Annotated in this window: 15 protein-coding genes; 6 read left to right on the top strand and 9 right to left on the bottom strand. The window is 53.0% G+C overall.

Annotated features, from left to right (window positions below; translation table 11 throughout):
• Window positions 1-89 precede the first annotated feature (89 nt).
• The gene (gene cspF / locus BH714_RS09975) at window positions 90-302 is read left to right on the top strand and encodes a cold shock-like protein CspF (protein WP_025203826.1); all 213 of its coding nucleotides are present in this window, start codon (window positions 90-92) and stop codon (window positions 300-302) included.
• A 92-nt stretch (window positions 303-394) separates the two neighbouring features.
• Here the strand turns inward: cspF and BH714_RS09970 are convergent, their stop codons facing one another.
• The 5 genes from BH714_RS09970 to BH714_RS09950 form a co-directional block, all read right to left on the bottom strand.
• Entirely contained in the window at window positions 395-1,111 is a 717-nt protein-coding gene (locus BH714_RS09970; protein ID WP_040017813.1) for an ABC transporter ATP-binding protein, read from the bottom strand.
• Window positions 1,108-1,983 (bottom strand): ABC transporter ATP-binding protein, encoded by an 876-nt coding sequence (locus tag BH714_RS09965; protein WP_014170700.1) that lies wholly within the window; start codon window positions 1,981-1,983, stop codon window positions 1,108-1,110. The genes BH714_RS09970 and BH714_RS09965 overlap by 4 nt, the downstream gene beginning before the upstream one ends.
• The gene (gene livM / locus BH714_RS09960; RefSeq protein WP_040017811.1) at window positions 1,980-3,254 is read right to left on the bottom strand and encodes a high-affinity branched-chain amino acid ABC transporter permease LivM; all 1,275 of its coding nucleotides are present in this window, start codon (window positions 3,252-3,254) and stop codon (window positions 1,980-1,982) included. Before livM ends, BH714_RS09965 begins: the two co-directional genes overlap by 4 nt.
• Window positions 3,255-3,265: 11 nt before the next feature.
• A complete protein-coding gene (locus tag BH714_RS09955; protein ID WP_025203827.1) occupies window positions 3,266-4,180 on the bottom strand; it encodes an ABC transporter permease subunit in 915 nt (304 codons plus the stop codon).
• A 100-nt stretch (window positions 4,181-4,280) separates the two neighbouring features.
• Entirely contained in the window at window positions 4,281-5,402 is a 1,122-nt protein-coding gene (locus BH714_RS09950; RefSeq protein ID WP_020883361.1) for a branched-chain amino acid ABC transporter substrate-binding protein, read from the bottom strand.
• A 425-nt stretch (window positions 5,403-5,827) separates the two neighbouring features.
• Here BH714_RS09950 and BH714_RS09945 point away from each other — a divergent pair, with 425 nt between their 5' ends.
• Complete coding sequence (locus BH714_RS09945; protein ID WP_020883362.1) at window positions 5,828-6,496, top strand: YecA/YgfB family protein; 669 nt, start codon at window positions 5,828-5,830, stop codon at window positions 6,494-6,496.
• Between the two features lie 31 nt (window positions 6,497-6,527).
• Here the strand turns inward: BH714_RS09945 and tyrP are convergent, their stop codons facing one another.
• The gene (tyrP, locus tag BH714_RS09940) at window positions 6,528-7,739 is read right to left on the bottom strand and encodes a tyrosine transporter TyrP (protein ID WP_040017809.1); all 1,212 of its coding nucleotides are present in this window, start codon (window positions 7,737-7,739) and stop codon (window positions 6,528-6,530) included.
• Between the two features lie 247 nt (window positions 7,740-7,986).
• Here tyrP and BH714_RS09935 point away from each other — a divergent pair, with 247 nt between their 5' ends.
• Window positions 7,987-8,328, top strand: coding sequence for a hypothetical protein (locus tag BH714_RS09935; protein ID WP_025203830.1), 342 nt, complete (start codon window positions 7,987-7,989; stop codon window positions 8,326-8,328).
• Window positions 8,329-8,380: 52 nt separating this feature from the next.
• Here BH714_RS09935 and ftnA read toward each other — a convergent pair whose 3' ends face one another.
• The 3 genes from ftnA to BH714_RS09920 all read right to left on the bottom strand — a co-directional run bounded on the left by ftnA (window position 8,381) and on the right by BH714_RS09920 (window position 11,675).
• Entirely contained in the window at window positions 8,381-8,878 is a 498-nt protein-coding gene (gene ftnA, locus BH714_RS09930) for a non-heme ferritin (protein WP_014170693.1), read from the bottom strand.
• Between the two features lie 201 nt (window positions 8,879-9,079).
• Window positions 9,080-9,418 carry a YecR family lipoprotein gene (gene yecR, locus BH714_RS09925; RefSeq protein WP_040017808.1) on the bottom strand — a complete coding sequence of 113 codons (339 nt, stop codon included), beginning with the start codon at window positions 9,416-9,418 and terminating at the stop codon, window positions 9,080-9,082.
• 103 nt (window positions 9,419-9,521) lie between these two features.
• Entirely contained in the window at window positions 9,522-11,675 is a 2,154-nt protein-coding gene (locus tag BH714_RS09920) for an HD domain-containing phosphohydrolase (protein ID WP_236918401.1), read from the bottom strand.
• Window positions 11,676-11,922: 247 nt separating this feature from the next.
• Between BH714_RS09920 and BH714_RS09915 the strand changes: the two genes are divergently transcribed.
• From BH714_RS09915 to BH714_RS09910, 3 genes are all read left to right on the top strand, one after another.
• Window positions 11,923-12,561, top strand: coding sequence for an RpiB/LacA/LacB family sugar-phosphate isomerase (locus BH714_RS09915; RefSeq protein WP_020883367.1), 639 nt, complete (start codon window positions 11,923-11,925; stop codon window positions 12,559-12,561).
• A 150-nt stretch (window positions 12,562-12,711) separates the two neighbouring features.
• On the top strand, window positions 12,712-12,795 hold the full coding sequence (azuC, locus tag BH714_RS24060) for a stress response protein AzuC (RefSeq protein ID WP_014832437.1): 84 nt from the start codon (window positions 12,712-12,714) through the stop codon (window positions 12,793-12,795).
• Between the two features lie 109 nt (window positions 12,796-12,904).
• Window positions 12,905-13,156, top strand: a complete 252-nt coding sequence (locus BH714_RS09910) for a DUF2766 family protein (protein WP_014170688.1) — start codon at window positions 12,905-12,907, stop codon at window positions 13,154-13,156.
• The last annotated feature ends 40 nt before the right edge of the window (window positions 13,157-13,196 follow it).

The raw sequence follows: 13,196 nt of genomic DNA, 5'->3' as shown, positions 1-13,196 counted from the left end.
CGGAAGGCTCACATAAAAAGTGTCACGCTGCATTAGCTTAAAATTAATTTGTGTGTATAGTTAATGCATGTTTTCTAAGAGGATCTTATTTGTCTCGTAAAATGACAGGAATTGTCAAAAGTTTTGATATGCACAGTGGCAAAGGCCTAATCATCCCTTCAGATGGTCGAAAGGACGTTTTTCTCCACATTTCAGCCTTTAATAACAACGAAAAAGAAACGCTCCTTCCCGGGATTCGCGTTGAGTTCTGTCGTATCAACGGACTCAGCGGACCGATGGCCGCAAATGTCTATCTTTCATAAATAATCAGCGAAGATGTTAATAGCGGTATATTGAATCATCCGCGTCGCATCGCCTGACATATATTTACAGTTATGCGCGACATGCGTATGAATTACACTCCGCCTAAATAGGCTTTTCTTACCTCCTGGTTTCCCAGCAACTCCTCGCCGCTGCCGCTGAGGCGAATTTGCCCGTTGACCATGACGTAGCCACGGTCAGAAAGCTTCAGAGCATGATGCGCATTTTGCTCTACCAGAAAAATGGTCATGCCGTTGCGAGCCAGCTCGCGCAGCGTCTGGAAGATCTGCTTAACCACTATGGGCGCCAGACCCAGGCTGGGTTCATCCAGCAGTAGCAGTTTAGGGCGGCTCATTAGCGCGCGGGCGATGGCAAGCATTTGCTGTTCTCCGCCGGACATGGTCATGGCTCGCTGTTTACGGCGTTCTTTGAGGCGCGGGAACAGCTCAAACATGCTCTGCATATCGTTGGCGGCAAATTGATTGCCGACAGGAATGGTCCCCATCAGCAGGTTCTCTTCAACCGTCATATCCGGAAAAATACGCCGCCCCTCGGGTGCCTGCGCTATGCCGCCGGAGGCCACATAGTGGGTAGATTTATGGCTGATGTCTTCGCCGCAAAACAGGATTTGCCCGTTACGAATACGCGGTTGGCCAAAAATAGACATCAGCAATGTCGATTTACCCGCGCCATTCGCGCCGATAAGCGCCACCGTTTCCCCTTTATGCACTTCGAGGGATACCTGCTTCAGCGCCTGAATCACGCCATAGAACACATCCACCTCGCGAAATGCCAGCAGCGGCTCATTCATAGAGTGACCTCGCTTTCATCGGTGCCCAGATAGGCGGCAATCACCTTTTCGTCATGCTGGATCTGCTCAGGTTTCCCCCGGGCAATCACATCGCCATGGTCGAGCACAATAATGTCGTCCGATATTTCCATCACCATCCCCATGTCGTGCTCAATCAGTAATACCGTTATGCCGTGGTTGTCACGCAGAAAACGAATAATGTTACTCAGCTTATGTGTCTCTACCGGGTTCAGCCCGGCGGCGGGTTCATCCAGACAGATCATTTCCGGGCCGGTGCACATGGCCCGCGCGATCTCCAGGCGCCGTTGTTGACCGTACGACATCTCGCCCGCCAGGCGGTTGGCACACTCCACAAGATCGACCACCTCCAGCCAGTAAAAGGCCCTGTCCAGCGCGTCGTTTTCCGCCCGACGGTACGCTGGCGTATTGAATACCCCAGCCAGCAGGTTGCGATTGACGCGCATGTGCTGTGCCACGAGCAGGTTTTCCACGACCGACATCTCGCGAAAAAGACGAATATTTTGAAAGGTGCGCGCAAGTCCGGCGCGGTTCACCAGGTGAGTGCCGCCGAACATTTTGTAGAACAGGCGTTGCCCAAACTGCGCAGGGTGGATCCAGTCTCCTGGCTGGAATTTTTGCCCGAGGATCTGAATGACGTTGGTCGTCTTATTGCGCGTATTGAAGAAAATATTGCCGCCGGAAGCCTTATAGAAACCGGTCAGGCAGTTGAAGACGGTGGTTTTTCCCGCGCCGTTTGGGCCAATAAGCGCAGTAATTGAACCGCGCTGCACGTCCAGGTTGACGTCGTTTAACGCCTTGATCCCGCCGAAATGCATCATCAGATGTTCAACGCTTAATATCGTTCCGTTCATGGCGCTACGCCCTTACGCACGGCAAACCCGCTGCGGTTAATGCGGATCAACCCGCGTGGACGCCAGATCATCATCACCACCATCAGCATGCCAAACAGCAAAACCCGGTACTCGGCAAAACTGCGCAGCAGCTCCGGCGTCACCGTGAGCACAAACGCCGCCAGCACCACGCCAAGCGTTGAGCCCATACCGCCGAGCACCACAATCGCCAGGATCAGCGCCGATTCAAAAAAGGTAAACGATGTCGGGTTGACAAAGCCCTGATAAGTGGCAAAAAACACCCCGGCGATGCCGGCAGTCGACGCACCCAGCGTAAAGGCCGAGAGCTTGACCAGCACATGATTTAAACCCATTGAGCGACAGGCGATTTCATCTTCCCGCAGGGCTTCCCATGCCCGACCAATCGGCATCCGCGTCAGAAGATGCTTGATATACAGCACCAGCATCACCACCAGGAACAGCACCGTGTAGATAAAGATAAACTTCATGTTCGGGTTGTAGGTCAAATGGAAAAATTCGTGAAAGGGCACGCCTCCTTCTTTGGCGCGGCGGCCAAACTCCAGTCCGAAAAAGGTGGGAGGCGGGGCAGAAACGCCGTTCGGGCCACCGGTGAAGGTCAGCCAGTTGTTGAGGATCAGGCGAATAATCTCCCCAAAGCCAAGCGTGACGATCGCCAGGTAATCACCGTGCATGCGCAGCACCGGAAAGCCGAGCAGGGCGCCGGCCGCGGCAGCCATAATCGCCGCCAGCGGCAGCATGCTCCAGAATCCTAATCCCAGATACTGATACCCCAGCGCCAGCCCGTAAGCGCCGATGGCATAAAAAGCGACATAACCGAGATCCAGAAGCCCGGCCAGACCGACCACAATATTCAGCCCGAGACCGAGAAGCACGTAGATAAGCCCAAGAATGGCGACGGTGAGAACGTACTTGGTGGCAACAAAGGGGAAGCAGATCGCAAGGGCGATAATCAGCGGGATTATCCAGCGCATGCGGCTTTTGTATTCCGGCGGCCGGACATAAACCCCCGCGCTGTCGGCTTCAAAACGTGCCTGGAAACGTGCACCCGGAGCGGTACCTAAAAAAGCGCTCAGCAGAAAACGGCCCAGCATCACGATGCCGACTATCCATGCGAGCCGCTGTCCGGCGAAATTAAAGCTGTATCCGTCCAGCACCACGCCGGCAATCGGGCCAAAAATTATTAACGCAATCAGCCCGGAAAAAATGGCGTCCAGAATGCAGCGCTTAAGTGAAAAGCCGTGAGAGGTCATCGTATTCTCCTTCACACTTTGGCGACAATCGGGCGGCCAAGCAGACCCTGAGGACGAAAAATCAGGATCAAGACCAGCAAGCCAAACGAGAACACATCTTTATAATCTGAGTTCACCATGCCGGAAAATTGCGCCTCGGCGACGCCCAGAATCAACCCGCCGAGCATCGCACCGGGCAGGGAGCCAATCCCGCCGAGCACCGCTGCGGTAAACGCCTTGATGCCAATGACAAATCCGACGTAGAAATCGAAGGTGCCGTAATTCATGGTGATGAGCACACCCGCCAGACCGGCCATCGCCGCGCCAATCACAAAGACCAGCGAAATGATTCTGTCGGTGTTAATGCCCAGAATGGAGGCCATTTTGCGGTCCTGCTGCACCGCACGGCACATCCGCCCAAGCCGGGTATTGTTGATTATCCATGTCAGCAAGAGCATGCCGGCGAACGAGGCAACCAGAATAAACACTTTGGTGTAGGTTATCTGAACGAACCCCTCACCGATATGCAGGCGAAGTACGCCATCCAGCATCGTGGGCACCCCTTGCTGACGTGGCCCCTGGCTCAGCTGCGCGTAGTTTTGCAAAATCAGTGACATCCCGATGGCGGAGATAAGCGGTGCCAGACGGGTAGAGTTGCGTAGCGGCTTATAGGCAATACGCTCGATAGTCCAGCCGTAAACACCGGTCACCACAATCGTGAAGATCAGCGTACCGAGGATAAGCAACGGGAACGACTGCAGGCCGAAGAAAGAGAGCAGCGCCAGGCCAATGGCGCAGAGGTAGGCGGAGATCATATACACTTCGCCGTGGGCGAAATTAATCATACCAATGATGCCATACACCATGGTGTAGCCGATGGCGATTAATCCATAGACGGAGCCCAGCGTTAAGCCATTTATTAACTGTTGCAGGAAGAATGTACTCATCATAGCGCGCTCGTTATTTTAAGCTGCGCGGCACGCGCAGCCTGATGTTTATTACGCGCCGACAGGCGAACCTGCCGGCGTTGAGCGTGACTCCGTCCCGTTACTGAACTTCCTTATATTTTCCGTTATCGTCCCACTGATACACCACGTAGTCAGACACTTTCAGATCGCCTTTGCTGTCCCAGGCTTTTTTGCCCATAACCGTGTCGACGGCATTGGCTTTCAGCCATTCGCTGGCCTTGGCCGAGTCTTTACCGCCCGTAGCCTTGAAGGCTGCGGCAATGGCCTGAACGGAGGCATAAGAGTAGAGGGTGTAACCTTCAGGCTCGAATTTTCCGGCGCGGAATTTCTCAATGACCGCTTTCCCATCCGGGATCAGACGCGGGTCTTTACCAAAAGTCATATAAATACCCTTGGTATATTGCGGTCCACCCGCCGCGGTCACCATCTCTTCGTTGACGATACAGTCGCCAGAGAAGAATTTCGCCTGCACGCCCTGTTCACGCATCTGGCGAACCAGCGGGCCGGCTTCCGGGTGACAACCGCCGAAGAACACCACATCCGGCTTTTGCGCGCCGATTTTTGTCACCAGCGCGTTAAAGTCTTTCTCACCACGGGATAAGCCCTCATACATCACATCCTGAACCCCGCGCTTCGCCAGCGCAGCTTTGGTGGCGTCTGCCAGCCCCTGACCGTAGGTGTCTTTGTCATGGATGATGACCACACGTTTGGCTTTCAGCTTATCGATAATGAAATCGCTGGCGACCTGGCCCTGCTGGTCATCGCGACCACACATGCGGAACATATCGGTCATGCCTCGTTCGGTAATGAGCGGGTTGGTCGAGCCGGGGGTAATGGCAAGGATCCCCGCGTCGCTGTACACCTCGGAGGCAGGCATTGTGGAAGAGGAGCAGAAATGGCCGACCACCGCGTTGACTTTATCCTGGTCGACCAGGCGGTTGGCGACGGCCACGGCTTGTTTCGGCTCGCAGGCATCATCCCCCTGAACCAGCTTAATCTTCTCGCCGTTAATGCCGCCTGCGGCGTTAATGTCTTCAGCGGCCTGCGTTGCACCGTGCCAGTACTGATCGCCATAGGTGGCGTTTGGGCCGGTAAACGGCCCGGCCACACCAATGACAATATCTGCATGCGCAGAAAATGCCGTCACCAGACAACCGGCCAGCACGAGAGAAAGGGGAGTTCTGATAAATTTCAGCGACATTATTATGTTCCTTAGCAAAGAGGTTTTTGCACCACGGCGTAAACCCGGACGCCGGCGGCGCAGCCAATCCAAAAACACGAGCAAGAACAAAATGCACTAAACGAACAAGATCCAGACAACGCCTGCGTAATACGGCGAGGTTTCCCTGCGCAGGTTCGCGCGAAGAACATTAAGCAAAATCGTTGCCAGAATGGTTAACCCATTGAGCGGGTTGTGACATGTTTGAGTATAGAGTGCGGTGATATGGCACCTTGTGGGACGCGATGAAATTACAGCGGAGATCACATATCGTTAACAACAAAGCCCATAAGTTGTGCAATGGTCACGATTTGCACGTTTTTGCAGCAATAAAGACCTAAACTTCAGATAGGAAAGCCGTGAGATATGTGTCAGGATCTTTTCCTTTTTTATCAGGAGTGTCAGCGATGACTGAAGGCCCATTGAATGAAAGCGAAATGGCGTGGCTGGAAGAGACATTAATGTCTTACGGTCATGACGATGCGTCCGTGATTGACGTGTCTGAACTGGACGGCATGCTTACCGCAGTCCTTTCCGGCCCTGTTGTCGTTGAGCCAGATACCTGGCTGGTGGCCGTGTGGGGTGGCGAGAAATACATTCCGCGCTGGAAAAACGATCGTGAAATGCACCGTTTTATCGATCTCTGCTTTAAGCATATGAACGACATTGCTGAGCGCCTGAGCGAATACCCGGATCAGTTTGAGCCGATGTTTGGTTACAACGATGTCGACGGCGAGAGCTATACCGTTGTTGAAGAGTGGTGTTATGGCTATATGCGCGGTGTGGCGCTGACGGACTGGTCAGCCTTACCGGAAGCACTGAAGGCCGATCTTGATGCGATTGCGCTGCACGGTACAGACGAGAACAGCGAGAAGCTGGATGAGCTGAGCGAAGACGAATATAAAGCCAGCATTGAGAGCATTCAGCCTGCGGCTCTGCGTTTGTACAATTACTGGGTGGACAACCCACAGCAGCCGGAAGCAAAAAAACCGATTGTTAACGGCACAAAGGTCGGGCGTAACGATCCGTGTCCGTGCGGCAGCGGGAAGAAGTTTAAGAGCTGCTGTTTGCACTAATAAAAAGGGGCTGATTTCAGCCCCTTTTTTGTTAACCCACTTCCGGTAGCATCCCTGCGGCTATCAAGCACTGCACCAGAATAATCATCACTCCGCAGGCAAACACCATGCACAGCAGCGGTTTGCCGCCCATGACGCGGTACCCTTGCTGAGGATGCTGCTGGCGGCTCTTCCAGGCCAGCAGGGAAGGGAGCAGCAGGGCCAGCACGGATAACGCCACACCTGCATACCCCAGCGCCATCACGAACCCACGCGGGTAAAACAGCGCGAACGCCAGAGGAGGCAGGAAGGTGACTGCCCCCGTCTGTAAGCGTCCTGCGGCAGTATTACGACGCTGGAACAGATCGGCCAGGTAATCAAACAGGCCGAGCGCCACGCCCAGGAATGAGGTGGCCAGCGCCAGGTCGGCAAACAGATGGACCGCCAGCTCAACGTGCGGGGAGGTGACTACCTCGCGCAGTGCCAGCAGAAAGCCGTTCAGGCCAGCGTGTTCCGCCATCAGCCCGGTAAAGGTCGACGCGTCAATGCTCCCCAGCGTCACCAGTTGCCAGAAAATATAGGCAATCAGCGGGATGGCGCTCCCCACCATAAAGACGCGGCGTAGCTTAAGGATATCGCCGTTCATATAGCTCACGATGCTGGGCACGCTACCGTGGAAGCCAAACGAGGTGAAAATAACCGGGATCGCGGACAGCGCCAGCCCTTTTTCCAGCGGCAGCGTCAGTAGATTGACCTTGTGAACATGCGGTACCAGCAAAACCAGCATCACAATCAGGAACAGTATTTTGGCGCTGAACAGAAAACGGTTAAACAGATCGACCAGCGAAGTCCCCACACAGACCACACCCCCGCCAATAAGCGCAAAGAAGATAACGCCCGTTGAAGGCGTGATGTCAGCGTCGAACCAGTCGTTAACGCTGGAGGCGATTAACTCGCCGGCGCCGCTGATATAGGCCGCGGTCAGGGCGTACATCAGAAACATCATGCTAAAGCCGGTTATCCACTGGCCATAGCGTCCCAGGTAGCGTGCCGCAAGAGAACCCAGGCCGGTATCCGCGGGCACATGCTGATAAACCTCAAGCAACAGCAGGGCGGTGTAGCACATCAACGCCCAGAGTGTGCCAAGGAGCAGCAGTGTCATTCCAAATCCAACGCCTGCGGCAGCCAGAGGCATCGCCAGCATTCCTGCGCCAATCGTCGTTCCGGCGACGATAAAAATACTTCCCAGGGTTCTGTTTTTCACGCATTCCTCTACAACGATTCGTAATCGCGACAAATTCTGCGGCGCAGAGTAAGGGAAAAGCCCCGCTTCGTCAAATGACCGTTACAGTAGGTGTAATGAATTATTTACGATATTTTTCGACTTTAGGTAATTTACCCGGACCTGCCCCTTTGGGAGGGGATACCTACTTCGTAAGGGCACTATTTTTGCCGAAAAATCAGGCGTAATTTAAACAATAACTATAAGTTTTCAAATAAAGTGAGGGCAGATGGCGGGAAATAATCCCTTTACCGCGGCGTGGAGCCGGGGCGGTAATTTACTGTGCCATGGTCACTGGATAATCAGCTGGCAGAACCAGGCCCTGCAGCTTCCTGAATCGCGTCGTGAAAAGGATATGGGCACCTGGGCCATTTATTCGATCATCGATCCTGAGGACGACACCTTTGCGCAGGGGCTAAAAGAAGATGAGTGGATCATTGAAAACGTAGACTGGCTGACAGATGTTTTTTTTGACGCCGGTATTCCGCTGGAGACGGCTAACTACCGGTATTTTTACCAGGCGGTCAATACGCAGGACTGGCGGTGTACAAGCTGTGCGGGGTGTATGTAAATCTGTGCGCGGAGAATAAAAGTGCGGCGCTGAAAACAGCACCGCAGCAATATTATTTCTGTGTATCGAGGGTAGAAAGTTCTTTATCGATAAAGTAAAGACCTTCGCCTGTTTTCCCCACCAGAGACAATTTATCCAGCACGGATTTAAACAGTTTCTCTTCTTCGTGTTGCTCTGCCACGTACCACTGCAGGAAATTAAAGGTCGGATAATCCTGGCCGATCATTGCCGCATGAACCAGTTCGTTAATTTTTTGCGTAATCAGTTGCTCGTGCTCATAGGTCGCACGGAAGAGCTCATCAAGCGAATTATACTCGGCAAACGGGGACGCAACGTTATCGATGCGCGGCAGGCTGCCCGTGTCAGTCAGATAATCAAACAGACGCTGCATATGGGTCATCTCTTCCTGCGCGTGGCGGCGCAGGAAGGCGGCAGCGCCTTCAAAACTGTGGTAGCTGCACCAGGCGCTCATCTGCTGGTAGAGAAGGGATGAAAAAAGCTCAAGGTTCATTTGCGCATTGAGCTTGTCGATCATTTCAGTTTTCAGCATGGTGACGCTCCGGGTTATTAATTCTGGTTCACAATGAGCGACACTATAATTTGTTATTTAATTATTTGCAAAACGTAAAATAATTATTTCTTTATTTAAAATACGAATGGGAATAAAACGCATTGCCGATTTATATTTTATTAATGAGAATTGTTTTTGTTCGTAATGAAATACACTGCCAGTCAATACTGGCAGCACAGATTAATACCACGGATTAGTTGCTTTAGGGTTTACGGCAAAGCCCATGCATTTATACTGGATCGTCACGCTCTCATTGAGACACAGAGAGCCGCTGGTCAGGGTGCAGGTTTTAATGGGCTGGCCATAGGCAGAGGCGGTGGCATACCCCATGCTCTGACACGCTTTAGCTGCGGTGCCGTTATTAACATACTCATCGGAATAGGCGTTTTGCAGCATTGCTTGCCCGTAGTCGAGGCGGACGATGCCGTTTGGCGCGTCCAGGGTGCTGACCTCAGCCTGGCGATTAATGCTACAGCCCGCCAGCAGCAGGATCGTACCGGCGACGAAGACTCTTTTCATGGTTCGCTCTGAGTGAGTGGAAATACGTTATCGTACCTGCAGATGTGAGTCGCAATGCGAGGAATAGCCGGGCAATCTGCGCTTTCTCTTTGCGACGGGCCGTTTAGTCGGCCAGGCTGTCAAAAATGGTTTTAAACTTAAGATGATGCAGGCGAAACAGCGCAATAAGCTGCGGGTCAAAATGGCGGCCGTCACCCTCCAGAATGATTTTGCAGGCTTGCTCGTGTGTGAATCCCGGCTTATAGACCCGCTTTTGCCTCAGGGCATCATACACATCGGCCAGCGCCAGAATGCGGGCTTCCAGCGGGATCTGTTCTCCCCGCAGCCCCTGCGGATATCCGCTGCCATCCCATTTTTCATGATGGAAATGGATAATATTCTCCGCAACTGCGCCCAGCTCTAAGCCCTGAATAATCCGCCACCCTTTCACGGTATGAAGTTTCATCTCGGCAAACTCGTCCTGGGTCAGCGGGCCTTGCTTACGCAGAATACGCTCCGGCACGGCAATTTTTCCGACATCGTGAAGTGAGGCAAAATGTTCTATCTCACGGGTCATTTTGCGCGAAAGCCCCAGCTCACGCGCCATCAAGCCGCAATATCGGGCGACGCGCTGAATATGGCTGCCGGTCTCGTCATCGTGCGCGCGGTTTACCTTCTCCAGCGCCTGCACCATATTGCGGTTAACCATCCGGTTCTGGCGTAAATGGCGACGCATCATGATCAGCATACCGATGCTGAACAGGGCCACGATCAGCAAAATCACGCTGATAATCTTCAGCGTGTTTTTAGAAAAATCGGGTAAGTAACTCTGCTCATCCTGACGTTCTATTTGCGTGCGGTATTCTGACAGGCGATGAACCTGAGTCAGCAGATGAAAGAGCGGATGCTGCGGATCCACCCACGGGCCAATAATAAACTCAGAGCGGGTGACCCCCGCGACTTTCAGCACCCCGCGAAACAACTCGTTGCCGCGAAGCGTGGACTCCAGCGAACTGAGGTCGCCCAGAATATAGTCAATCTCATCGTTCTCAATCGCGTCGATAAGACCGTCAATGGTTGGCCGGGTCACGATGATCACATCGCTGCCAAAACGCTGGCGTAAATAGGCTGCGGCAAACGAACCGTCGAGTACGCCGACGCGCTGGCTGCGAATACTCTCTTCGTTCCACAAGAAGGGCTGACTGCTGCGATTGTAATAGGCGTTGTGCCAGGCGATGTCGGGGCCGATACGGCCCTGTGCATGCGCACTGTCGCTTCGATCAACGATATCAATCAATCGAACCGCCCACTGCTGTCGCGGAAGACTCGAATAGTGATCGATAAAATTGACCTCAACCTTCATGCCCAGTAAATCGCGCATGTCGTTAATCATATCAATGGCTGTGCCGTGGTAGCCCTTGCTGTCCCGCCAGATAAGCGGGGCAAAATTCTCGTTTTTGGGCAGGTTGATCTGCAGGCGATTATGCGCGATCCAGGTTCGCTCCTCCTCTGACAGGGTGATACGGCTTAGCAGGTAATTGCGCTTGCTCTCCTCCAGCATCGTGTTGATTTCGCCGTTGCGATACCAGGTGCCAATCAGCGCATTGATTTTATCCCGCAGGGGAAGCAGGTCAGGGCTGAAGGCGAGGACGACAGGAATGCGTAGCTCAGGAAAGGGCCGGGAGACCAGATAATAGCGCTGGGTATTTTCCATCTCCGGAGCGTCATTAATATAGAAATCAGCCTGGTTGTCGCTCAGTAAGCGAAAAGCCTCGTCGCTGGTGGCGACGAGGCGCAGAGAACGAAATTTAAGGTCGGGATAACGTTGTTGCACGCTGTCGAGCGTCGCGTCGTCTTTACGGAACAGCACCCGGGCATGGCTGAGCTGTCCGGCGGTTGTCACCGTCATCGATGGACTGGCGGCCACCACGTCGTTATCAAACAAACGTGCTGAGAGAATTTTGGTTCTGGCTCGCTTCTCCGTGCGCAATACCCCGGCATACACGCCATACTCATTTTGTGCAAAACGCTGGCTAATATCGGCTCCGGAGAGCGGCCGCAGCTGCAGCTGCGTACCCGCCTGTTTATTGATGGCCTTAATCAGTTCAGGATAAAAACCCTGCCACTCTCCTTGCGGTGTGCGCCAGAATTCGAAGTTGTTAGCATCAAAGATCCAGACCGGTACAGGCTCTTCTGCCCGGGCAGGGGGGCAAACAAGCAACAGACCCGTCAACGCGAGTAGAAAGAGGGAGCGAAGCATCCGGCAGCGCTGATTCACAGGTCAACCCCATACGGTTTTAGCGTGTACTTTTGCAGTCTAGCTAACGGGCTGAAGCGGCAACAGGTTTGCTTTAACTTTTTAATGCACGTTTGGCGTACGGTCTCATTCTCGCTAAATTGTGAACCTGTCTTTGTTTTTTAAAACAACCTTTCATTTAATTTGAAAAGTTGTTTGTTTGATAGTAGGGTGAACAGGTAAAGGTATCCATAGCGGGATCTCCCGCCACGCATTCAGGAGAGATGAAATGAAAATTGCACTGATGATGGAAAACAGCCAGGCCGCGAAAAACCCAGTGATACTGAAAGAGTTGAAAACGGTAGCCGATGAAAAAGGGTTCCCGGTTTATAACGTGGGCATGAGCGACGAGAATGACCATCACCTGACCTATATCCATCTGGGGATTATGGCGAGCATTTTACTGAATGCGAAAGCCGTTGATTTTGTTGTGACCGGCTGCGGTACGGGGCAGGGGGCATTGATGTCGCTGAACATCCACCCGGGCGTCATCTGCGGCTATTGCATTGATCCTGCGGATGCGTTCCTGTTTGCTCAGATCAACAACGGTAACGCGCTCTCCCTGCCGTTTGCCAAAGGCTTCGGTTGGGGGGCTGAACTGAACGTTCGGTTTATCTTTGAAAAAGCGTTCACTGGTCGAAACGGTGAAGGTTATCCGCCCGAGCGCAAGGAGCCGCAGGTGCGTAACGCCGGTATTCTGAACCAGGTTAAAGCGGCGGTCGTGAAAGAAAACTATCTGGATACGCTGCGCGCAATCGATCCCGAGCTGGTGAAGACGGCCGTTTCGGGTCAACGTTTCCAGCAGTGCTTCTTTGAGAATTGCCAGGACAAAGAGATCGAAGCTTTTGTTCGCGGGATCGTAGGCTGACGCTTTCAGGTGCCGTGAGCCCCACTTTTCAGGTTTGGCGAGAAGCATAAAATTGTGATGCGCGTCACAAAAATATTGATTTTTGTGACGATGGTCATATTATAAGCACATTGACGATAAAGTTGTATAACAAGTTAATGGAGCTACCTGATGAAACTTCGCAAAATCCTGAAAAGTATGTGGGCTAACTACTGCAACACTTTCAAAGACGTGCCACCGGGCGCAATGTTCTGATGAAAAAAACCTGCTTCGGCGGGTTTTTTTGTGCCCGTAAGCGACGAGAGGGAGATGAATGGGCCTGCGTTTTGTTACTATGGCGGCCTTTAAATAAGGAGAAAGCCCCATGTCACAAAACCTGAGCGCCGATCAGGAGCTGGTGTCTGACGTTGTCGCCTGCCAGTTAGTTATCAAACAAATCCTTGATGTCCTGGACGTTATTGCGCCGGTTGAAGTGCGCGAGAAGATGTCCACGCAGCTGAAAAATATCGATTTCAACAGCCATCCCGCTGCGGCTGACCCGGTCACGCTTCGCGCTATTCAGAAAGCCATCGCGCTGATTGAACTGCGATTCACGCCGCAGGGCGAGTCTCACTAAAGCCCGCCTGACGCTAAAAAGGGCGACCGTTTGTCGCCCT

It is taken from the genome of Enterobacter ludwigii (assembly GCF_001750725.1).
GTDB classification, from domain to species: domain Bacteria; phylum Pseudomonadota; class Gammaproteobacteria; order Enterobacterales; family Enterobacteriaceae; genus Enterobacter; species Enterobacter ludwigii.
The sequence above is the reverse complement of the archived record's forward strand: the minus strand, read 5'-3'. Positions and strand labels throughout refer to the sequence as shown.